At 60.2% G+C, this 20,973-nt stretch carries 21 protein-coding genes; all 21 read left to right on the forward strand.

What is annotated here, in order from left to right:
• Window positions 1-124: 124 nt before the first annotated feature.
• The 21 genes from Q0753_RS04445 (at window position 125) to Q0753_RS04545 (ending at window position 20,966) form a co-directional block, all read left to right on the forward strand.
• Window positions 125-2,116 (forward strand): flagellar hook-length control protein FliK, encoded by a 1,992-nt coding sequence (locus Q0753_RS04445; RefSeq protein ID WP_298717850.1) that lies wholly within the window; start codon window positions 125-127, stop codon window positions 2,114-2,116.
• A gap of 46 nt (window positions 2,117-2,162) precedes the next feature.
• Window positions 2,163-2,633: a flagellar basal body-associated FliL family protein gene (locus tag Q0753_RS04450; RefSeq protein ID WP_298717853.1), complete on the forward strand. Its 471-nt coding sequence runs from the start codon at window positions 2,163-2,165 to the stop codon at window positions 2,631-2,633.
• A gap of 7 nt (window positions 2,634-2,640) precedes the next feature.
• Window positions 2,641-3,699, forward strand: a complete 1,059-nt coding sequence (gene fliM, locus Q0753_RS04455) for a flagellar motor switch protein FliM (RefSeq protein ID WP_298717856.1) — start codon at window positions 2,641-2,643, stop codon at window positions 3,697-3,699.
• A complete protein-coding gene (gene fliN / locus Q0753_RS04460; protein ID WP_298717859.1) occupies window positions 3,696-4,109 on the forward strand; it encodes a flagellar motor switch protein FliN in 414 nt (137 codons plus the stop codon). Before fliM ends, fliN begins: the two co-directional genes overlap by 4 nt.
• Window positions 4,109-4,492 carry a flagellar biosynthetic protein FliO gene (gene fliO / locus Q0753_RS04465; protein WP_298717862.1) on the forward strand — a complete coding sequence of 128 codons (384 nt, stop codon included), beginning with the start codon at window positions 4,109-4,111 and terminating at the stop codon, window positions 4,490-4,492. Before fliN ends, fliO begins: the two co-directional genes overlap by 1 nt.
• Entirely contained in the window at window positions 4,479-5,234 is a 756-nt protein-coding gene (fliP, locus tag Q0753_RS04470) for a flagellar type III secretion system pore protein FliP (RefSeq protein WP_298717865.1), read from the forward strand. The genes fliO and fliP overlap by 14 nt, the downstream gene beginning before the upstream one ends.
• Window positions 5,234-5,503 carry a flagellar biosynthesis protein FliQ gene (fliQ, locus tag Q0753_RS04475; RefSeq protein ID WP_298717868.1) on the forward strand — a complete coding sequence of 90 codons (270 nt, stop codon included), beginning with the start codon at window positions 5,234-5,236 and terminating at the stop codon, window positions 5,501-5,503. The genes fliP and fliQ overlap by 1 nt, the downstream gene beginning before the upstream one ends.
• A gap of 108 nt (window positions 5,504-5,611) precedes the next feature.
• A complete protein-coding gene (gene fliR, locus Q0753_RS04480; RefSeq protein WP_298717871.1) occupies window positions 5,612-6,400 on the forward strand; it encodes a flagellar biosynthetic protein FliR in 789 nt (262 codons plus the stop codon).
• A complete protein-coding gene (flhB, locus tag Q0753_RS04485) occupies window positions 6,401-7,534 on the forward strand; it encodes a flagellar biosynthesis protein FlhB (protein ID WP_298717873.1) in 1,134 nt (377 codons plus the stop codon).
• Window positions 7,535-7,962: 428 nt separating this feature from the next.
• Entirely contained in the window at window positions 7,963-10,059 is a 2,097-nt protein-coding gene (gene flhA / locus Q0753_RS04490; protein ID WP_298717875.1) for a flagellar biosynthesis protein FlhA, read from the forward strand.
• Window positions 10,060-10,075: 16 nt separating this feature from the next.
• Window positions 10,076-11,464, forward strand: coding sequence for a flagellar biosynthesis protein FlhF (gene flhF / locus Q0753_RS04495; RefSeq protein ID WP_298717878.1), 1,389 nt, complete (start codon window positions 10,076-10,078; stop codon window positions 11,462-11,464).
• Window positions 11,457-12,341 (forward strand): MinD/ParA family protein, encoded by an 885-nt coding sequence (locus tag Q0753_RS04500; RefSeq protein WP_298717881.1) that lies wholly within the window; start codon window positions 11,457-11,459, stop codon window positions 12,339-12,341. The genes flhF and Q0753_RS04500 overlap by 8 nt, the downstream gene beginning before the upstream one ends.
• Complete coding sequence (locus Q0753_RS04505; protein WP_298717884.1) at window positions 12,325-13,047, forward strand: RNA polymerase sigma factor FliA; 723 nt, start codon at window positions 12,325-12,327, stop codon at window positions 13,045-13,047. The genes Q0753_RS04500 and Q0753_RS04505 overlap by 17 nt, the downstream gene beginning before the upstream one ends.
• Window positions 13,048-13,319: 272 nt before the next feature.
• Window positions 13,320-13,703, forward strand: coding sequence for a chemotaxis response regulator CheY (cheY, locus tag Q0753_RS04510; protein ID WP_298717887.1), 384 nt, complete (start codon window positions 13,320-13,322; stop codon window positions 13,701-13,703).
• Between the two features lie 12 nt (window positions 13,704-13,715).
• Window positions 13,716-14,465, forward strand: coding sequence for a protein phosphatase CheZ (locus Q0753_RS04515; protein WP_298717890.1), 750 nt, complete (start codon window positions 13,716-13,718; stop codon window positions 14,463-14,465).
• Between the two features lie 9 nt (window positions 14,466-14,474).
• Entirely contained in the window at window positions 14,475-16,550 is a 2,076-nt protein-coding gene (locus Q0753_RS04520; RefSeq protein WP_298717893.1) for a chemotaxis protein CheA, read from the forward strand.
• A 26-nt stretch (window positions 16,551-16,576) separates the two neighbouring features.
• Window positions 16,577-17,719 (forward strand): chemotaxis response regulator protein-glutamate methylesterase, encoded by a 1,143-nt coding sequence (locus Q0753_RS04525; RefSeq protein ID WP_298717896.1) that lies wholly within the window; start codon window positions 16,577-16,579, stop codon window positions 17,717-17,719.
• A 1-nt stretch (window position 17,720) separates the two neighbouring features.
• Window positions 17,721-18,464 (forward strand): flagellar motor protein, encoded by a 744-nt coding sequence (locus tag Q0753_RS04530; RefSeq protein WP_298717900.1) that lies wholly within the window; start codon window positions 17,721-17,723, stop codon window positions 18,462-18,464.
• A complete protein-coding gene (locus Q0753_RS04535; protein WP_298717903.1) occupies window positions 18,461-19,312 on the forward strand; it encodes a flagellar motor protein MotB in 852 nt (283 codons plus the stop codon). Before Q0753_RS04530 ends, Q0753_RS04535 begins: the two co-directional genes overlap by 4 nt.
• Window positions 19,309-20,094: a ParA family protein gene (locus Q0753_RS04540; RefSeq protein ID WP_298717906.1), complete on the forward strand. Its 786-nt coding sequence runs from the start codon at window positions 19,309-19,311 to the stop codon at window positions 20,092-20,094. Before Q0753_RS04535 ends, Q0753_RS04540 begins: the two co-directional genes overlap by 4 nt.
• Window positions 20,091-20,966 carry a chemotaxis protein CheW gene (locus Q0753_RS04545; protein WP_298717909.1) on the forward strand — a complete coding sequence of 292 codons (876 nt, stop codon included), beginning with the start codon at window positions 20,091-20,093 and terminating at the stop codon, window positions 20,964-20,966. The genes Q0753_RS04540 and Q0753_RS04545 overlap by 4 nt, the downstream gene beginning before the upstream one ends.
• Window positions 20,967-20,973 lie beyond the last annotated feature (7 nt).

Here is a 20,973-nt window from a genome sequence, read left to right on the forward strand (position 1 = left end):
GTTTGCCGAGCATCTTGCACTTGCCGCTGTGATCTTTGCGTAACTGGTGTGTTATTTGCATAAGCTATGGCGTCGATTCGATGACAGACGGCACAGCCGCAGGATTTACGGGGATCACTTCATCATGACCATGAACATCATGTCTATGCGGGTTCAGGCCGGCACGGAAACGGGCGCTGGCGTCACCGAGGGTGATAACAGCGGGAAGTCCGGCCGGTTTGCCGATGTGCTGATGCAGCAGACCGACTCCGGAAAAAATGCCACACCGGCGACGGCCAACCCTCGGCAGCCGGCAGCCGAAGCGCTGCCGGATGACGTTGATATCGCCGCTTTAGAAGCCGATGTGCAGGATGAAGGTGTCACGTCGGCTGCAACCTCTTCATCGCAGGATGAGACGGCGGATAATCGCGACGCGAAGCCGGAGAACACCTCCGAGCCTGCCCCCTCGCTTTCCTCTTTATCGGCAACCATATCGACGACGCCGATCTCGGCGCCGAGCAATATGGCAGCCGAGCCCGCTCCGGCCGGTGAGCGTTCCACCGACGACACTGCCGGTGACGCACCGGTACGCCCGGCATCGATGCCGACATCGGCGAAAACCACTGCCGGTGCGGCGCTGCTTTCCGATATCGATACCGCACCGGCTGCGAAAGCAGAGACAGGAAACGAAGCTGAAGCCGAAGGCAGTGACGCGGCGAAGGGGGCTTTGATTGACGCCACCGACAGCCGGCGTCGGTCTGGCGTCGAGTCGTTAACCGACGCGGGTCGTTCGACAACCACAACAGAGCAAGCCTCGTCTTCCCGGCAGGAAAGCGGCAGTCAATTGCCACCGGCAACGGCGACGAAAGCCGACCGGCAAGCGCTGGACGCACGTTCGCCAGAGCAGATCCCCAAGTCTGGCCCTGCCGTCTTCGAAGGGGCTTCAGGCCAGGCAGCAGCACCGGTTACAGGTGCGCGGGAGCCGGTAGCTCCTGCTCCTCAAGCGGTCGAGAATCCCGACGTTGTTGCGCGTGATGAAGTCGAAGGCCGTGCGGTACAGAAGCAGGCCGAGCGCACCACCGCCGAGGCGACGGCGGCGTCAGCCGCCTCGCGGAGCGAGTCAAGCCGGCAGAGCGAAACAGTGCCTGCGGCAAGTCGGCCAAAGATAACCGTGGAGGTCCCCCCGCCTGATACGCGCAGAGACACGGCAAACTCTCAGATTGCAAACTCTCAGGCGGCGGACTCGCTGGCAAATAAAGATGCCGTGGCGGTGCGGCAACAAGAGGCCACCTCGGCTCGCCCCCCCGAATGGCTGGCGCAAATAGAGCATGGGCGCCGCTGGTCGCAACCCGACTTGCGGGCCGGCTCGCCGATGAATACCGACGATAACGGCAACGCCTTGCCGTCGGTTGATCTCGCCGAGGGCGATGGTGAACAGGAAAGCCGGGCGAAGCCGGTGAGCACCGCCTCGAACATGCCTGAACCTGCGCCGGCCTCCCTGTTGTCGAGCCAGTCTGGTGGCGACGGGGCGCCGGCGATGAATCAGGCCGCCGTTGGTCAGGATGCCGGTCTGGCGGTGGTTAACCGGGACGGCATTCAGGCAGGTTCAACAGCCGAGCGCCCGGTGTTGGCGGACCGGGTGGTCACGCTGCAGCAGGGTGCACCGGAACAAAGCGCAAAACAGCTGTCGCAACAGGTGCAGGTGATGGTGAGCCAGAATCTGCAGGAGGCGGACATCCGTCTTGATCCGTCGAACCTGGGCGGTCTTCGAATTCAGGTGAAAATGGAGCAGGGGGAGGTGCAGGTCCAGTTTCTGGCCAGTCATCCTCAGGCCCGGGAACTGCTCGATCAGGCCTTGCCGCGGCTGAGAGACATGCTGAGCCAGCAGGGGCTGAACCTGAGCCAGAACCAGGGCCAGAGCCAGTCGGGCAGTCAGCAGGGCGGGTTCAACCAGGCCGCGCAGCAAGATGGCCAGCAGCAGTCGCAACAGAATGCCCAACAAGGAGGCGAGGGGCGCAGTCATGGCCCGCGTGGCTACGGCTCCCTTGCCGGTGATGAGCCTCAAACGTCTCTGGCGGGCGAGGCTCGATTGTCGAACCGTAGCGATGACGCCGGCAGAATTGATTTTTTTGCATGATTCAAATGGGTAAACTACGCGTTTGCCGTAAGGATGAAGGGATAGCATGGCCGATGATCTGATCATGCCAAAGGTGGCATGGTACAAACGTAAACTCGTCTGGGTAATCGTATTGCTGCTGGTGGTCGCCGGCGGCGGTGCGGCCTGGTGGCTGATGCCCGCTTCACAGAATGTCGAGGCGGAGCCGGTGGTCGACAATCAGGCGCTGTATGTCGGCCTGCCCCGGCCCTTTATTTTCTCGGTACCGGCCGGGCGACGGGAACGTCTGGTGCAGGTGGAGCTGCAATTGATGGTAAGGGGACTGGCCGATGAAACCAGGGCCAAGCAGCACCTGCCGTTGCTGGAAAGTGTGCTGCTGACGGTGTTGAGCCGTCAGAGTGCCGATAATTACCTGTCTGCCGATGGCAAGCAGGCGGTACGGCAGGAAGCGCTGAATGAATTGAACAGGGTGTTGACGGAAGAGCTGGGAGCACCGCTGATAGAAAAAGTGCTCTTTACCGGTATCGTAATGCAATAGGTGAGTCGTGAGCGATCTGTTATCTCAGGATGAAATTGATGCCCTGCTACACGGGGTGGACGATGTAAAGGAAGAGGAGAGCAACGACAGTAATGGCGTTGCCATGTTTGATTTTTCTTCGCAGGATCGCATCGTTCGTGGGCGCATGCCGACGCTGGAAATGGTTAATGAGCGCTTTGCCCGGCATATGCGTATCAGCCTGTTCAACATGATGCGCCGCACCGCCGAAGTGTCGGTCAACGGGGTGCAAATGCTCAAGTTCGGCGAATACGTGCATTCGCTGTTTTTGCCGACCAGTCTCAACATGGTGCGTTTTCGCCCGCTCAAGGGCATAGGTCTGGTCACCATGGAAGCGCGGCTGGTGTTTATTCTGGTCGACAATTTCTTCGGTGGTGACGGCCGTCATGCCAAAATCGAAGGCCGTGAATTTACCCCCACCGAGCGCCGGGTGATACAGCTGCTGCTGAAGCTGGTGTTCGAGGATTACAAAGAGGCCTGGGCGCCGGTCATGGACGTGGAATTCGAGTACCTGGACTCGGAAGTGAACCCCACCATGGCCAATATCGTCAGCCCCACCGAGGTGGTGGTGGTCAGCTCCTTTCATATCGAGCTGGATGGCGGCGGCGGTGATTTTCACGTAACCCTGCCTTACGGCATGCTGGAGCCTATTCGCGAGCTGCTGGATGCCGGCGTGCAAAGCGACAAGGGTGAAAACGATTTGCGCTGGGGCAAGGCGTTGCGCGATGAAATTCTCGATGTGGGGGTGGATATGTCGGTAAAGCTGCTGGAAAAAGAGCTGAGCCTGCGCGATATCATGGAGCTGCAGGCCGGCGATATCATTCCGGTGGAGATGCCCGAGCATTTGCTGGTGTCGGTAGAAGACTTGCCCAGTTTCCGTGGTCAGCTGGGGCGGGCCGGCGAGAAAATGGCCGTGCGGATCAGCGAGAAAATCAAGAAGCCGGAAACGGTCAAGACCGAACTGAGTCACGTCACCCGCCGTGGCGTGCGTATTGACGGTGAAGCCGAGCTGGAAGAACTGGAAAGAACCATTGAGGATGCATCATGAGTGATGAACAGAACGAGCTGGATGATGTCTGGGGCGAGGCGATGGCCGAGCAGACGTCGCAGAGCGAAACAAAAGAGCAGGACTCGGTCAAGCGGGCCGAGCTGAATGATTTCAATGACCCGACCGAAAGCCCCTTGTCCGGTGACGAGCGTCGAAAACTTGACGCCATTCTGGATATTCCGGTCACCATTTCGATGGAAGTGGGCCGTACCCGCATCAGCATTCGCAACCTGCTGCAGCTGAACCAGGGATCTGTGGTGGAGCTGGACCGGCTGGCCGGCGAGCCGCTGGATGTCATGGTCAACGGCACCCTGATCGCCCATGGCGAAGTGGTGGTGGTGAACGACAAGTTCGGTATTCGGCTGACCGATGTGATCAGCCAGACCGAACGCATCAAAAAGCTTAAATAATGCGGCTGTTATCGATATTACTGCTGCTGCCGGCCTCGGTGCTGGCCCAGGGGCCGGACGTTCGCTGGGACTCGTGGGCCCTGTCATCGATGCTGGTCATCGGGCTGATCCTGGTACTGGGCTGGCTGCTGCGCCGCCTGCGGGGCGCCTCGCTGCTGGGTGGTAGCCGTCAGCTCAACATAGTAGCCTCGCTGGCGCTGGGCCAACGCGAGCGTTTGCTGGTGGTGCAGGTGGGTGAAGAGCAGTGGCTGCTCGGCGTTACCGCCCAGCAGATCTCGGGTCTGGGCAGGCTGGAGCAACCGCTGGCGCCGGAGCAGGCGACGTCTCTGTTGTCGAAACAGAGGGCGAGGCGGACGGAAAGGGGCGGCCATGAGTCGTCTTAGTCGCTATCTGCCCCTGTTATTACCGATGTTGCTGCTGGCCGGGCCGGCCATGGCCCAGCAGGGCATGTCGGCGGTGACGGTCACCACCAACACCGACGGCAGCCAGGAATACAGCCTGACCCTGCAGGTGCTGGCGCTGATGACGGCGCTGTCTTTTCTGCCGGCCATGGTCATCATGATGACCTCGTTCACCCGCATCATCATAGTGCTGTCGATTCTGCGCCAGGCTCTGGGGCTGCAGCAAAGCCCCAATAATCAGGTGCTGATCGGCATCAGCCTGTTTTTGTCCTTTTTCATCATGTCGCCGGTGCTGGATCGGGTGAATGCGAATGCGCTGCAGCCCTATCTGGCGGAAGAGATCGACTCCCGGGAAGCGCTGGCCCGGGCCGAGCTGCCGATACGTGACTTCATGCTGGCCCAGACCCGGGTCAAGGATCTGGACACCTTTCTCAACATCGCCGACATCCAGGTGGACAGTGAAGCCGAGGTGCCGCTGCGGGTCTTGATACCGGCCTTCGTGACCAGCGAGCTGAAAACCGCCTTTCAGATTGGCTTCATGCTGTTTCTGCCCTTTCTGGTGATCGACTTGGTGGTGGCCAGTATTCTGATGGCGATGGGTATGATGATGCTGTCGCCCATGCTGATTTCGCTGCCGTTCAAGCTGATGCTGTTCGTGCTGGTAGACGGCTGGAACCTGATCATGGGTACATTGGCCAACAGCTTTGGCCTGGGAGCGGGATAGTGAGCCCGGAAACCTTCGTCGACATCTTTCGCAGTGCGCTCTGGCTGGTCACGGTGCTGGTATCGGCGGTGATTCTGCCGAGTCTGGCCATCGGTCTGGTGGTGGCGGTGTTTCAGGCGGCCACCTCCATCAACGAGCAGACCCTGAGCTTTCTGCCGCGTCTGCTGGTGACCCTGGGCGCCCTGGCGGTGGGAGCCCACTGGGGCTTTGATATGCTGATGGATTTCTTTTACGAGATGATTTACCAGATCCCGCAGGTGGTTGGGTAACATCTTTGTGAGGCGTGAGGCGTGAGGCGTGAGGCGTGAGGCGAGCGTGTGCTTTTTACCCCTTACCCCTCACTCTTCACGTTTTTCAACAATGGCGAGAAACGAAGTTTGAACTACAGCACCGAACAGATCCTGATGTGGCTGGCCGCTTACCTCTGGCCCCTGTGCCGCATCGCCGGCATGATGATGACCATGGTGATGTTTGGTGCCCAGCTGACGCCGGCCTACAACCGGGTGCTGCTGGCGCTTGCCACCACCCTGGCGGTGGCGCCGGTGCTGCCCCCCATGCCCGAGGTGGCGCTGTTCTCGGTCGGTGGCTTTCTGATCACCGGCCAACAGGTGCTGATTGGCGCCGTTATCGGCCTGCTGTCCCAGTTTTTGCTGCAGACCTTCGTCACCGCCGGTCAGATCATCGCCATGCAGACCAGTCTGGGTTTCGCCTCCATGGTCGACCCGCTCAACGGTCAGTCTACTCCGGTGGTAGGCCAGCTGTATCTGATGCTGGGTACCCTGCTGTTTCTGGCGCTGAACGGTCATCTGGTGATGATAGAAGCCATAGTACTGAGCTTTGACACCCTGCCGGTGGCGATGAATGGTCTGTCGGTGACCAGCTGGGAAAATCTGGCCGGGCTGCTGAGCCTGCTGTTTCAGGCGGCGGTGGCCATGTCGCTGTCGGCCATCGTCGCCATGTTGTTGATCAACCTGACTTTCGGGGTGCTGACCCGGGCCGCTCCCCAGCTGAACATCTTCAGCGTCGGCTTTGCGGTCAGCATGGTGTGCGGCCTGTTTATTCTGTGGCTGACTCTGGGCGGATTTCTGGGGCATTTTCAAAACCAGTGGCTACGGTTGCAAACGGTGATGTGTGACACCCTGCAACTGACCTGTGAAGGAGGCTGAATGGCGGAGTCGGACGGTCAGGAAAAAACAGAACAGCCTACGGAACAACGCCTTCGCCAGGCACGAGAAAAAGGCCAGATCCCCCGTTCCAAAGAGCTGGGAACCGCCGCCGTACTGTTGAGTGCGGCGCTGGGGCTGATGATGGTCGGCGACTCGCTGGGCCTGGCCATGGCGCGGTTGTTTGAACGTAATTTTCAGGTCGACCGGGCCGCCTTGTTCGACCCCGAGGCCATGATGCCGGCGCTGCGCGACTCGCTGCTGGGGCTGATGTGGCCCCTGTTCGGCTTCTTTGCCATCGTGCTAGTGGCGGCGCTGGTGGGCAACAGCCTGCTCGGCGGCGTTAACTTCAGCAGCCAGGCGATGCTGCCCAAGCTGGATCGCATGAGCCCGATGAAGGGCTTCAAGCGAATGTTCGGCGTGCAGGCGCTGGTGGAGCTGCTCAAGTCCATCGCCAAGGTGGTGTTTATCGCCACCCTGGCCATCTGGCTGTTGTGGGGCCAGTTTGACAATATTCTGCGTTTGAGCGACGAAACCCTGCCCGCCGCCATGGTCGGCTCGGTGGAGTTGTTGCTGAACATGGGCCTGTTGCTGTGCATGGCCCTGCTGCCCATCGTGGCCATCGATGTGCCGTTTCAGATCTGGAATCACACCCGTCAGCTGAAGATGACGCTGCAGGAAATCAAGGACGAATACAAGAACACCGAGGGCAAGCCCGAGGTCAAAGGCCGTATTCGTCGTTTGCAGCAGGAAATGGCCAACCGCCGCATGATGGGTGAAGTGCCCACCGCCGACGTGGTGGTGGTCAACCCGACCCATTACTCGGTGGCCTTGCGTTATGACAAGGACAAGCCCGGCGCCGCCCCCATGGTGGTGGCCAAGGGGCTGGATGAGATTGCGCTCAAGATTCGGGAAATTGCCCGGGAATACGAGGTACCGGTGATTTCGTCTCCGGCGCTGGCGCGAGCCGTGTATCACTCCACCAAGCTTGACCGGGAAATTCCCGACGGCCTCTTCGTGGCCGTGGCCCAGGTGCTGGCCTATGTATTCCAGCTGAACGCCTGGCGCAAGGGGCAGGGCAACCGCCCGGTACCGCTGAAGGAAGACCTGCCGATACCGGACGAATATAAGGCCTGAGCTAGCTATAAGCCGTGAGCTAAAAGCCGCACGGCGTTGTTTTGCTCCCTCCCCTTGACCTCGGATTTGACAGAATGACGGCGGAGTGCAACGCAAGGGGAGGGCTGGGGAGGGGTTGCTGCAGAATATTCACATATTCCGCAGGCTCGGTACCGCTGTCGAAGTGACACCCCCTCCCAGCCTCCCCCTGGCGCAAATCCGCCGTTATGCCAGTGGTCCCGCTGCCAAGGGGGAGGAGCCGTTCGGCGAAAATTCCAAATCCAAGCGCCGTTTTGCTCCCTCCCCTTAACCTCGGTTTTGACAGCATGACTGCGGAGTGCAACGCAAGGGGAGGGCTGCTTATAGCTGAACGCTTAAAGCTTACAGCTGAAAATGGCCTGCTTATTGCATATTAAGCCGCATCAATTCTCGTCTACACAGCAGTGGCAATGGCATTCAAGGACACGCTTTCACAAATCGGACCCTGGTCCTCCTGGTTCAGTAAAGGACTGGGCACCCCGCTGCTGGTGCTGGCGGCACTGGGCATGGTGGTGCTGCCCATTCCCGCCCTGCTGCTGGATGTGCTGTTCTCGTTCAATATTTCCCTGGCATTGGTGATCCTGCTGGTGGCGGTATACAGCCAGCGGCCGCTGGACTTTGCCGCCTTTCCTACCGTGCTGCTGGTCGCCACCCTGTTGCGGCTGGCGCTGAACGTGGCCTCGACCCGGGTGGTACTGCTGGAAGGGCACGAGGGCGGCAATGCGGCCGGTAACGTGATTGAGGCCTTCGGCTCCGTGGTGATCGGCGGCAACTATGCGGTCGGTCTTATCGTGTTTCTGATCCTGATGATCATCAACTTCGCGGTGGTCACCAAGGGGGCCGGCCGTATCTCGGAAGTGAGTGCCCGTTTTACCCTGGACGCCATGCCCGGCAAGCAGATGGCCATCGATGCGGATTTGAATGCGGGCCTGATCAATCAGGACGAGGCACGGCTGCGCCGGGACGAAGTGACCCGTGAAGCCGACTTCTACGGCTCCATGGACGGTGCCTCCAAGTTCGTCAAGGGCGATGCCATCGCCGGCATCATGATCCTGTTTATCAATATCATCGGTGGTTTCATCATCGGCATGGCCCAGCACGGGCTGCCGTTCGGCGAAGCGGCCGAAATCTATACCCTGCTGACCATAGGTGACGGTCTGGTGGCGCAGATTCCCTCGCTGCTGCTGTCGATTGCCGCCGCCATTATCGTGACGCGCCAGAATACCCGTGAAGACATGGGCCAGGCGATGCTGGGGCAACTGTTCGACAACCCCAAGTCGCTGGCCATTGCCGCCGGCATTCTGATCACCATGGGTCTGGTGCCGGGCATGCCTCACTTCGCCTTTCTGCTGCTGGGGGGACTGGCAGCCTTTGCGGCCTGGTGGACCATCAAACGCAATGCTCGTGATGCACAGCTTGCGGTAGAGCAGGAGCAGTCGCCGACGGTGCCAAGTACCGAGGTGAAGGAGCTGAGCTGGGACGACGTGGCGCAGGTCGACACCATAGGCCTGGAAGTGGGGTACCGGCTGATAAGCCTGGTCGATCAATCTCAGGGCGGCGAATTGCTGAGCCGCATCAAGGGGGTGCGCAAGAAGCTCTCCCAGGAGCTGGGCTTTCTGATCCCCGCCGTGCATATTCGCGACAACCTGGAACTGGGCCCCAATCAGTATCAGATCACCCTGATGGGGGTGAGCTCCGGCGCGGCCGACATTTATCCGGATCGTGAACTGGCCATCAACCCCGGGCAGGTCTTCGGGCCGGTGCAGGGGATCGACACCCGGGATCCCGCCTTCGATCTGGAGGCCACCTGGATTACCAAAGACCAGATCGAACAGGCCCAGAGCCTGGGTTACACGGTGGTGGATGCCGCTACCGTGGTGGCCACGCACCTCAGTCAGCTGCTGACCAACCATGCCGCCGTCTTGCTGGGCCATGAAGAAGTGCAGAACCTGGTGGATCAAATCGGTCGCAGTCAGCCCAAGCTGGTGGAAGGGCTGGTACCCAACACCATGAGTCTGGCGTTGGTGACCAAGGTGTTGCAGAGCCTGCTGCATGAAGGGGTGACCATTCGTGACATGCGCACCATTCTGCAGACCCTGACCGAGTACTCCACCAAGAGCCAGGATCCGGAAGTGCTGACCGCCGCCTGTCGTATTGCCCTGCGCCGTTTCATGGTGCAGGAGATAGCGGGCACCGAGCGCGAGCTGCCGGTCATCACATTGGCGCCAGAACTGGAACAGATATTGCAGAACTCTTTGCAGGCCGGCGGTGCGCAGGGCAGCGGCATCGAGCCCGGCCTGGCCGAGCGCATGCAGCAATCGCTGGCGCAGGCGGCGGCCAATCAGGAAATGGAAGGGCAGGCGGCGATTTTGCTGACCTCCGGCATGTTGCGCACCACCTTGGCGCGCTTTGTAAAACACACGATTCCCAGTCTGCGGGTCTTGTCCTATCAGGAAGTACCTGATGACCGTCAAATCCGCATCGTGGCGTCTGTTGGCCAGCAGTAGCAGGGTGGTAGTTTAAATGAAGATAAAACGATTTTTTGCCAAAGACATGAGAGCCGCCCTGGCCGAGGTGAAGGACGTGCTCGGCGCGGACGCGGTGATCATGTCCAATAAAAAAGTGTCCGGCGGTATCGAAATAGTGGCGGCGGTGGACGACGACGACACGCCGGTCACCCCCGTGCAGCGGCCGCTGCGGGATGACAATGTCAGAATTTCGTCGCAGGCCCGTCAATTTATTTCTCCGCTGGATGCAAAGCAGCAGTCGGAAACCCTGCAATCGCTGTTGATGCGGGGGCGCAGTGAAGCCTCTCCCCAGACTCTGGCCGAGCAGTCCAGCTGGAAGGAGCCGGCGCTGACCCCGGAAGCGGGCAAAGCGCCGCGTCAGGAGCCGCGAATGGGGACGAAAGAGCCCCAGGCTCAGCCCCAGTTGCACGACAGCCGCGAGCACAAGCGCAGGGAAGGGGCCAAAGACAAAGAGTTGAATGCCATGCGTCAGGAAATTGCCAGTATTCGACGCTTGCTCGAACATCAGGTGTCGGGATTGATGTGGCAGGAGGTGGAACGGCGCGAGCCGGTCCGCGCCATGCTGATCAAACACCTGAACGGCCTGGGATTCAGCGATGTTTTTTCCGACCAGCTGGCGATGATGGTGCACGACACGGCCGCACCGCATGAAGCCTGGAGCCAGATTGAAACCGCGCTGTGTCAGCAGTTGATGACCGGTGAAGACGAAATTCTGCGCCAGGGCGGCGCCGTCGCCCTGCTGGGCCCCACCGGGGTCGGTAAAACCACCACCATCGCCAAGCTGGCCGCCCGCTTTGCGTCCCGCTATGGCGCCGACCAAATCGCCTTGATTACCACCGACCACTACCGGATTGGTGCGCATGAACAACTGCAGACCTACGGTCGCATCATGGGCGTGGTGGTCAAGCAGGCGCGTACCTATCAGGAACTGGCTCAGGCACTCTATCAGCTGCGTCATCGGCGGTTGGTGTTGATTGACACCGCCGGTATGGGCCAGCGGGATCTGCGATTGAACGAACAGCTCGATACCCTGGTGGGCGATAAACAAATCAAGATTCGTAACTATCTGGTGCTGCCGGCCACGGCCCAGCGCCGGGTATTGCAGGAAGCGGTGGATCATTTTCGTCGCATTCCCCTGGCCGGCTGCATTCTGACCAAGCTGGACGAAAGTCTGTCACTGGGTGACGTACTGGATATCAGTATTCAGAACAGTCTGCCCATCAGCTATATCACCGACGGGCAGCGGGTGCCGGAAGATTTGCGCCTGGCGGACGGCCTGGAGCTGGTCAGGCAGGCATTGGGAACCATGGAGCAACGTCGGGAAGAGCCTCACTACTGGGAGTCCTCCGAGTTCGACGAAGAGGATGCGCGTTTTTATGAATAATTGGTTTCAGGACCAGGCGAGTGGACTGCGGCTTATGCAAAAAACAAGCAGAGTACAGGTTATTTCGGTGACCGGCGGCAAGGGCGGTGTGGGCAAAACCAACATTACCCTCAACATGGCGTCGGCCATGGCGGCGCAGGGCAAGAGAGTCATGGTGCTGGATGCGGATCTGGGGCTGGCCAACGTCGATGTCTTGCTGGGCATCCGAGTCACGCGCAATCTGTCCCACGTGTTGCGCGGGGAGTGCACCCTGGACGAGGTGCTGGTGGAAGGGCCGCAGGGCGTCAAGATCATACCGGCCACGTCCGGCAACCAGTCGATGACCGAATTGTCGCCGCTGGAGCACGTGAGCCTGATCCGCGCCTTCAGCGAAATGCAGACCCCGATTGATATTCTGCTGGTGGATACCGCCGCCGGTATCTCCGACATGGTGCTCAGTTTCTCCCGCGCCGCGCAAGAGGTGATAGTGGTGGTGTGCGACGAACCCACCTCGATCACCGATGCCTACGCCCTGATCAAGATTTTGTCCCGGGATTACGGCGTGTTCCGTTTCAAAATCGTGGCCAACATGGTGCGCAGCCAGCGCGAAGGTCAGGAACTGTTTACCAAGTTGACCCGGGTGACCGATCGCTTTCTGGATGCGGCGCTGGAACTGGTGGCCTGTGTGCCGTTCGACGGCAATCTGCGGCTGGCGGTACGTCGTCAGACCCTGGTGGTCAATCAATATCCCACCTCACCATCGGCCATGGCGATCAAGCAGCTGGCCGGCAAGGCACTGAGCTGGCCGGCACCCCAGCGGGCCGGTGGCCACCTGCAGTTCTTTATCGAAAAATTGTTGAACCCTCCGGCGGTCGAGTTAGATGTTCGGGGGGAATAAGGCGCTGGTCTATGCCAGACAGCAGGGTAACCAGCTGGTAGAGCGTCATGCGGGACTGGTGCGTCGCATCGCCCATCACCTGCTGGCGCGATTGCCGGACAGCGTGCTGCTGGACGATCTCATCCAGTCGGGCATGGTCGGGTTGCTGGAAGCCGCCCGCAACTTCGATGCCGGCAAGGGCGCCAGCTTCGAGACCTTTGCCGGCATTCGCATTCGCGGCGCCATGCTGGATGAAATTCGCCGTGGTGACTGGGTGCCGCGCTCGGTACACAAACACAGCCGGCAGATAGCCGATGCCGTGGCCGCGGTACAGCGTCGGGAAGGACGCAATGCCAACGACCGGGAAGTGGCCGAAGAGCTGGGCGTGAGCCTGGACAGCTATTACGCCATGCTGCGCGATACCAGCAACGGCAAAATCCTGGAAATGGACGAATTTGAAACCGGTGTCGACCATCATGCGGAGGAAAGCTCTCATGTGGCCAGTCCGTTTGAAGACATGGCCAGACAACGTTTTCTCGGCGCCCTGTCGCGCCATATCAAGACACTGCCCGAGCGCGAGGCCCTGGTGCTGTCTTTATATTACGACGAGGAGCTGAACCTGAAAGAGATAGGTCAGATACTCGAAGTGAGCGAATCCCGAATCAGCCAGATCCACAGCCAGGCCATGCACCGTTTGCGCGCCAGGCTGAAAGAATGGAAAGAGTGAAATAAAGCCATAAGCCATAAGCGGTAAGTCAGACTGTTGCAGTTGGAGAATCGGTGTGGTGCTTGTGAGCTTTCAGCTTTCAGCTTTCAGCTTTCAGCTTAAGGCTTATAACTGACAGTGTTGTGTTTATTAAACAATCGAAATCAAGGATTTGGCATATTTTAGTGTGCCAATAGCGCAATATACGATTTAAGTTAAGGTATACCGGGTCGATATAGTTAAGATACTTGTCGTGATCAGCGGCCGCAGACTCGGCTGATAGGAGGAAATGCTTGGACAAGAACATGAAAATCCTCATCGTGGATGATTTTTCCACCATGCGCAGGATTATTAAAAACCTGCTGCGGGATCTCGGATTCAATAATACTCACGAGGCCGACGACGGCACCACCGCCTTGCCCATGCTCAAGGGAGGCGGCTTCGATTTTGTGGTCACCGACTGGAACATGCCCGGCATGCAGGGTATCGACTTGTTACGCGCCATTCGAGCCGACGACAAGCTCAAGCATCTGCCGGTATTGATGGTCACGGCGGAAGCCAAGCGCGAGCAGATTATCACCGCCGCTCAGGCCGGCGTGAACGGCTACGTGGTCAAGCCTTTTACCGCCGGCACTCTCAAGGAAAAACTCGAGAAGGTTTTCGAGCGAATCGGATAAAAAGGCAGAGCAATGGCATTACAGAAAGGAACCATCAGTCTGGAGCAGGCTCGCATACTGGTAGCCATGCTGGAGCGGGGGGATCAGGACGGCGCCGACCGTTATCTTACCGATGTCTGCATGCCGCAGGCGAAAGACCTGGTCGAACAGGTCGGACAACTGACCCGGCAGCTGCATGATGCGTTGCAGGAGTTTCGCAACGATCCACGTCTGCCCGAGCTGGCAGAAAATGAAATTCCCGATGCCAGGGAGCGGTTGAGCTACGTCATCGACATGACCGACAAGGCGGCCAACCGTACCATGGATGCGGTGGAAGCCAGTCTGCCCATTGCCGACCGACTCGGCGATCGTATCCAGCAGATAATGCCGGGCTGGCGTGAGTTAATGCAGTGCCAATTGGATCTTAACAGGTTCAAGGAGCTGTGCTATCAGCTCGACGATTTTCTGCAGAGCTCCGAGCAGGATGCCAATCAGCTAAGGCAGTTGCTGACCGAAATCCTGATGGCGCAGGATTATCAGGATTTAACCGGGCAGATGATTCGCCGGGTGATCAACCTGGTGCAGGAAGTGGAAGCCAAGCTGGTGGCCATTCTGTCGGTCTTTGGTCGTTTACCGGGTATGGAAGACGCTCAGCCGATGCCGGCGAACGCACCAGTCTCGGCCATTGAAGCCGAAGGTCCGATCATCAATAAAGAGCATCGTAATGATGTGGTCTCGGATCAGGACGGCGTAGACGATCTGTTGTCCAGTCTGGGATTCTAAGGAGAGAGCATGGGCTTTGAGGTAGACGAGGATATTCTGCAGGACTTTCTGGTGGAAGCATCGGAAATTCTGGAGCAATTGTCGGAGCAGTTGGTGACACTGGAGCGCCAGCCGGACGATAAAGACTTGCTGAATGCGATTTTTCGCGGTTTTCATACCGTCAAGGGTGGTGCCGGTTTTCTGTCGTTGACTGCTCTGGTGGACACCTGCCACAAAGCCGAAAACGTGTTCGATATTCTGCGCACGGGCCAGCGTCACGTTACCTCCGAGCTGATGGACGTGATACTGCGGGCGCTGGATACGGTGAACAACATGTTTGCCGAAATCCAGAACCGGCAGGAGCCGACCCCCGCCGATCCGCAATTGCTGGAAGAACTCAAGCGCTATTGCCGGCCGGCCAGTGAAGATGAGGCGGACGTCGCTCCGGTTGCCACGGCGGCGGCTGATGCCACCATCGCCGACCTCGGCGAAGCCGACTATCGTCAGATGCTGGACCAGCTTGCGCCCGATACGTCGGCCGACAGCGTATCCGAACCGGCGTCAGGCGCCTCGGCCGACAATAGTGCCGCCAGTGACGGCGACGACATCAGCGACGATGAATTCGAAGCGCTGCTGGATCAGTTGCACGGCGCCGGCAAGCACAGCGGTGTGCCCGCCTCTGCCGCCTCATCGCCATCGGCCAGCCAGAGCACGGATGACGGTGGTGACGAGATAGACGATCTCGAGTTCGAGGCGCTGCTGGATCAGTTGCATGGCGCCGGCAAGGGTCCGTCGATTGCGGCAGAGGAGGCCGTTAGTACTCCGGCGCAGGCTGCCCCGGCTCAACAAGCACCGGCGGCCGTGACGGCATCTGCACCTGCGGCGCCGAGCGCCGACAAGGCCGCCGCCAAGGCGCCGGCGCATCATAACGCGCCACCGGATACCTCGGTACGGGTGGATACCAGGATCCTCGATAACATCATGAACATGGTGGGCGAGCTGGTGTTGGTGCGTAATCGCCTGCTCAGCCTCGATGCCAATCATGACGATGAAGACATTTCCAAGACGGTCGCCAACCTGGATGCGGTCACCGGTGATCTGCAGGGCGCCGTGATGAAAACCCGGATGCAGCCGATCAAGAAGGTCTTCGGCCGCTTTCCGCGTGTGGTGCGTGATATGGCCCGCAACATGGGCAAGGAAATCAACCTGGAAATGGTCGGGGAAGACACCGACCTCGATAAAAACCTGGTTGAGGCGCTGGCCGATCCCCTGGTTCACCTGGTGCGTAACTCCTGTGATCACGGCATCGAAATGCCGGCAGAGCGGGAAGCAGCCGGCAAAGCGCGAGCCGGCGTTATTCGGCTGACGGCTTCGCAGGAAGGGGATCACATTCTGCTCGGTATCGAAGATGACGGTGCCGGTATGGATCCGGAAAAGCTCAAGGGCATCGCCATGAAGCGGGGCATTCTCGATGCGGATGGCGCCGCCCGCATGAGCGACGGCGAGGCCTATAACCTGATTTTCGCCCCCGGTTTTTCCACCAAGCAGGAAATTACCGACGTCTCCGGCCGCGGCGTGGGCATGGATGTGGTCAAGACCGGTATCAACTCGGTCAATGGCTCCATCGTGATCGACTCGGAGAAAGGCAAGGGTACCCGGCTGCAGATCAAGGTGCCGCTGACCCTGGCAATACTGCCGACCCTGATGGTGCTGGTGGGCAAGCAGACCTTTGCGCTGCCGTTGACCAACGTCAACGAAATCTTCCATCTCGACCTGACCCGCACCAGCTCGGTGGATGGCCAGCTGACCATAGTGGTGCGCAATCACGCCATTCCGCTGTTCTACCTGCAGGACTGGCTGCTCAAGGGTGAGCGTCAGCCGCGTAAAACCCAGGGGCATGTGGTGATAGTGGTGGTGGGTAACCAGCAGGTCGGTTTTGTGGTCGATGGCCTTATCGGCCAGGAAGAAGTGGTGATCAAGCCGCTCGACCAGCTGTTGCACGGTACGCCCGGCATGGCCGGCGCCACCATTACCAGCGATGGCGGCATCGCGCTGATCCTGGATCTGGCCGGTTTGATCAAAGCCTATGCCCGGCGTTACGCCTGATAATAAAAGGGAGTGAGAGGATAATAATGGCTATACGGGTGTTAGTGGTTGATGATTCCAGTTTTTTTCGGCGTCGTGTCAGCGAGATCCTGAATCGGGATCCCTTGTTAACCGTGGTGGATACCGCCGCCAATGGCCAGGAGGCGGTGGAAAAGGCCCGCTTGCTGCGCCCCGACGTGATCACCATGGACATCGAAATGCCGGTGATGGACGGTATTTCTGCGGTGCGCGCCATCATGAAGGCGACGCCCACGCCGGTGCTGATGTTTTCTTCGCTGACCCACGACGGTGCCCGGGCCACGCTGGATGCGCTGGACGCCGGCGCCATGGACTTTCTGCCCAAGCGTTTCGAAGACATCGCCCGCAGCAAGGAAGAAGCGATTCTGCTGCTGCAGCAGAGGGTCAAGGCCATTTCCCGTCGTCGCGCCGTTGCTGCGCCTGTGTCTCGGTCCTCGACGATCGGGGCTGCCAGTGCGGCGGCGCGGGTTCGACCTACGCTGGCCAGCACTCCTGCCGGCCGCGGTTTTGCCGCTGCCACTCCGGTGGTGGCCGAGCCGGTTGTCGAGCGCCGCAGCCTGCCTCGTCGCAGTGGCAAGCATTATCAACTGCTGGCCATCGGCACCTCCACCGGTGGCCCGGTTGCCCTGCAGAAGGTGTTGACCCGGCTCCCGGCCAACTTTCCCCATCCCATCGTGCTTATCCAGCATATGCCCGGTACCTTTACCAGCGCCTTTGCCGCCCGACTCGACGGTCTGTGCCAGATCCGGGTCAAGGAAGCAGAAGACGGCGATCAATTGCGCCCGGGCCATGCCTACCTGGCTCCCGGCGGCAAGCAGATGCTGTTTGAAGGCCGCGCCGGTAACGCCCGGTTGCGTGTGATCGACGGCAATGACAAGGTCAATTACAAGCCCTGTGTCGACATCACCTTCGCGTCGGCCGCCAAAACCTATGGCGGCAATGTGCTGGCGGTGGTGCTGACCGGCATGGGGGCAGACGGTCGCGAAGGCGCCCGGCTGCTGAAAGAGCAGGGGGCCAGCATCTGGGCCCAGGACGAAGAAAGCTGCGTGGTCTACGGTATGCCCCAGGCGGTGGCCAAGGCCGGTATTGCCACCGAATCCTTGCCCTTGTCGCTGATCGGCGATGCCATCAATAACGAGATCGGCGGCTGATATGGCATTGGCCGGGCTGCTGTTGGCGCTGGTTTGCATCACCCTGGCCCAGTGGTGGCATGGGGGCAGCCTGTGGGGGCTGCTGGACGGCCCCGCCCTGCTGATCGTCTGTGGCGGGACCCTGGGGGCGGTGATGCTGCAAACGCCCTGGCCCCAGTGCAAGGCGGCACTCAAGGCGCTGAAGGTGCTGTTCGCTCGCCAGTCCTGGCCTTTTCATGAACAGGCCTCGCGGTTGCTGCACTGGTCGCACGAAGCCCGGCACGGCGGCTTTCTGGCCCTCGAGTCCAAAACCGAGTCGCATGAACTGGACCGCTTTACCCGTCAGGGATTGCAATGGCTGGTGGACGGCACCGAGCCGGCGGCGCTGGAACGGCTGCTGGATAATGAACTGGATCGGCTGGAAGAGCAGAAAGAGCTGGAAGCCCGGGTGTATGAAGCCATGGGCGGCTACAGCCCGACCATCGGCATTATTGGTGCCGTGCTGGGGCTGATTCAGGCGATGTCGAACCTGGATGATCCGGGGGAGCTGGGCCGAGGCATAGCGGTGGCCTTTGTGGCCACCCTGTACGGCGTGGGGCTAGCCAACCTGTTGCTGTTACCGCTGGCCAACCGGCTGCGGGCCATCTACCGGCTTGAACTGCGTTATCGTGAGCTGACCGCCATCGGCCTGCTGGCCATCGCTCGCGGCGACGGCAGCCTGTCGGTCAGTCGACAACTGGCCCAGTATCAGGGGCAGCGTCAATGAGGCGCCGTTCTCTGGTGTCGGGGCCCGACAGCGCCGGACTGGATCGCTGGCTGGTGTCTTATGCGGACTACATGACGCTGGTGTTTGCGTTGTTTGTGGTGCTGTATGCCATTCATGCTGGCAAGACCGAGCTGCAGCAACCCATGCTGGATGGCATGCAGCAGGCGCTGGTGCGTCTGAGTGGCGATGCCTTGCCCGCCACGACGGCGATGAACGGCACGACGATTGACGCCGAGTCTGCCGCCATCGGCACCGATGCGCCGTTGCAAACGACCGGCCTGGAACGGCTGCAAGCCGAGCTGGCGCTGCAGCTGGCACCGCTGATCGAACAACGGCGGGTCGAACTGGAAAACGACGGCGACTGGCTGACCCTGAGTTTTGACGGCAAGCTGTTGTTCGCCAGCGGCAGCGCCTTGCTGGGGGGCAACGGCGAGCCGGTGCTGAGCACCCTGCTGCCGGTGCTGGTACCGGTTGACCACTTTATTCGGGTGCGGGGCTATGCCGACAATCTGCCGGTCAGCAACGAGCTTTATGCTTCCAACTGGCAGCTCTCTGCCGAGCGGGCACGGGTGGTGCTGGAGTGGTTGCTGAAGCGGGGGATTGCCGCCCCGCGCCTGGCGCTGGAGGCCTTTGGCGAATTTCATCCCCGGGAGCAGCGTCTGGGCGAGCGGGGGCGGGCACTCAACCGGCGGGTTGAAATTGCCATTTCCGCACAGCGCTGGCAACCCAGAGCCGCCTTGCCGTCACGGCCGCTGAACACGGAGCAGAGCCAGGCGCTGCGGGAGTATGAACTGCCCGGCGGTGGCATACGAATCGGTACATCAACAGAAGACGGGGCTAACCGGTGATTGTCTGGACAGTAGCAAATCAGAAAGGCGGGGTCGGTAAAACCACCACAGTCGTGGCGCTCGCCGGTTTGCTGGCGCAGCGCAACAAGCGGGTGCTGCTGATCGACACCGATCCACACGGCTCCCTTACCTCCTATTTCAATTATGATATGGATACCTTGCCGCACACCCTGTTCGATCTGTTTCAGGCCGAACGACCGACCCGAGCCCTGTTTGAACAGGTGGCGCTGAAAACCGATTTCGATGGTCTGACGCTGTTGCCGGCGTCGATCTCTCTGGCGACGCTGGAGCGTACCTCCAGCAGCCGTGAAGGCATGGGGCTGGTGCTGAAGCGCCTGCTGGCCGAGCTGCAGCATGATTTTGACGTGGTGATTATCGACTGCCCGCCGGTGCTGGGGGTCATGATGGTCAATGCGCTGGCCGCCTGTGATCGCATTCTGGTGCCGGTGCAGACCGAGTTTCTGGCCATCAAGGGGCTGGAGCGGATGGTCGGCACCTTCAAGCTGATGCACAGAGCCAGAAAAGACGGCTTCAACTATACGGTGGTGCCCACCATGTACGATCAGCGCACCCGGGCTTCGGTACAGAGTCTGGAGAGCCTGAAACAACAGTATGGCGAGCGGCTCTGGCCGGCGGTGATTCCGGTAGACACCAAGTTTCGCGATGCCAGCCTGCGCCACGAACCGCCTTCTTATTTCGCCAGGGGCAGCCGGGGGGTCTATGCCTATCAGACCCTGCTGCGCTACCTGTGGCAGCTCGATGGCGTGGAGACGGCATTATGAATCAACGACACACCGACGCCCTCGACGATTATTTCGGCGCCCTGCTGGAAGAAAGTCCGTCCCGAGAGGAGCCTGAGTGGCAGCAAGCGCCCTCGCCAGCGCCGGCCGAAGCTCCTTTAGTGTTTGCCGACCCGGCCGAAGAGGAACGGCGTTTGGGGCTGGAAGCCCTGCTGGCCCGGGTGGCCGAGCTGAAAGAAGAAGAAAGTCTGCCGCCGGCGGAAACCATTGTGTCTGAACCCGAGCCGACTGCTCCTGTGGCGCCCGAACCGGCAATAATGACGGAGGCCAGGGTCGAGCCGACACCGGCCATTCCCGAACCGACCATTCCCGAACCGACCATGGTTGAACCGACACCGGTAGCGGCCGTTGAGCCCGAGCCGGTGCCCGTTGCCGCCGCGACACCGGCCGCCGCCGAATGGCGTAACATGGATACCGAAAGCAGCTTTCAGGCCTTGTTTTTCGAGGTGGCGGGCATGACCTTTGCGGTACCGCTGACCCATCTGGGGGGCATCTATCAGATGACCAAGCTGACCAGCCTGTTCGGCAAGCCGAACTGGTTTGCCGGTGTGCTGACCGAGCGGGAACGCCAGCTTTATGTGGTGGATACCGCACGCTGGGCCATGCCCGGCCACCAGGCACAGGAACAATACCAGTATCTGGTGACGCTGGGGGAAAGCAACTGGGGGCTGGGTTGCCATCAGTTGAAAGGCACGGCCCTGCTGACGCGGGATCAGGTAAAATGGCGCGCCACACCGGGCTCGCGGCCCTGGCTGGCGGGCATGGTAAAAGAAAAAATGTGCGCCCTGCTACATGTGGATGCCTTGATTGGGCTGCTGGAGCAGGGTAAGAATATCGACGGACAACAAGTCTGAGCAGGCA

This window comes from uncultured Oceanisphaera sp., from assembly GCF_947495715.1.
GTDB classification, from domain to species: domain Bacteria; phylum Pseudomonadota; class Gammaproteobacteria; order Enterobacterales; family Aeromonadaceae; genus Oceanimonas; species Oceanimonas sediminis.

Bases quoted from the DNA above. Each gene is read 5' to 3' on its own strand.
- flhB (WP_298717873.1), top strand. From the start codon at position 6,401: ATGGCGGAGTCGGACGGTCAGGAAAAAACAGAACAGCCTACGGAACAA.
- fliN (WP_298717859.1), top strand. From the start codon at position 3,696: ATGAGTGATGAACAGAACGAGCTGGATGATGTCTGGGGCGAGGCGATG.
- fliP (WP_298717865.1), top strand. From the start codon at position 4,479: ATGAGTCGTCTTAGTCGCTATCTGCCCCTGTTATTACCGATGTTGCTG.
- Q0753_RS04445 (WP_298717850.1), top strand. From the start codon at position 125: ATGACCATGAACATCATGTCTATGCGGGTTCAGGCCGGCACGGAAACG.
- Q0753_RS04520 (WP_298717893.1), top strand. From the start codon at position 14,475: ATGGGCTTTGAGGTAGACGAGGATATTCTGCAGGACTTTCTGGTGGAA.
- Q0753_RS04505 (WP_298717884.1), top strand. From the start codon at position 12,325: ATGTTCGGGGGGAATAAGGCGCTGGTCTATGCCAGACAGCAGGGTAAC.
- flhA (WP_298717875.1), top strand. From the start codon at position 7,963: ATGGCATTCAAGGACACGCTTTCACAAATCGGACCCTGGTCCTCCTGG.
- Q0753_RS04535 (WP_298717903.1), top strand. From the start codon at position 18,461: ATGAGGCGCCGTTCTCTGGTGTCGGGGCCCGACAGCGCCGGACTGGAT.
- fliO (WP_298717862.1), top strand. From the start codon at position 4,109: ATGCGGCTGTTATCGATATTACTGCTGCTGCCGGCCTCGGTGCTGGCC.
- Q0753_RS04525 (WP_298717896.1), top strand. From the start codon at position 16,577: ATGGCTATACGGGTGTTAGTGGTTGATGATTCCAGTTTTTTTCGGCGT.
- Q0753_RS04545 (WP_298717909.1), top strand. From the start codon at position 20,091: ATGAATCAACGACACACCGACGCCCTCGACGATTATTTCGGCGCCCTG.
- Q0753_RS04500 (WP_298717881.1), top strand. From the start codon at position 11,457: ATGAATAATTGGTTTCAGGACCAGGCGAGTGGACTGCGGCTTATGCAA.
- Q0753_RS04515 (WP_298717890.1), top strand. From the start codon at position 13,716: ATGGCATTACAGAAAGGAACCATCAGTCTGGAGCAGGCTCGCATACTG.
- Q0753_RS04450 (WP_298717853.1), top strand. From the start codon at position 2,163: ATGGCCGATGATCTGATCATGCCAAAGGTGGCATGGTACAAACGTAAA.
- flhF (WP_298717878.1), top strand. From the start codon at position 10,076: ATGAAGATAAAACGATTTTTTGCCAAAGACATGAGAGCCGCCCTGGCC.
- Q0753_RS04530 (WP_298717900.1), top strand. From the start codon at position 17,721: ATGGCATTGGCCGGGCTGCTGTTGGCGCTGGTTTGCATCACCCTGGCC.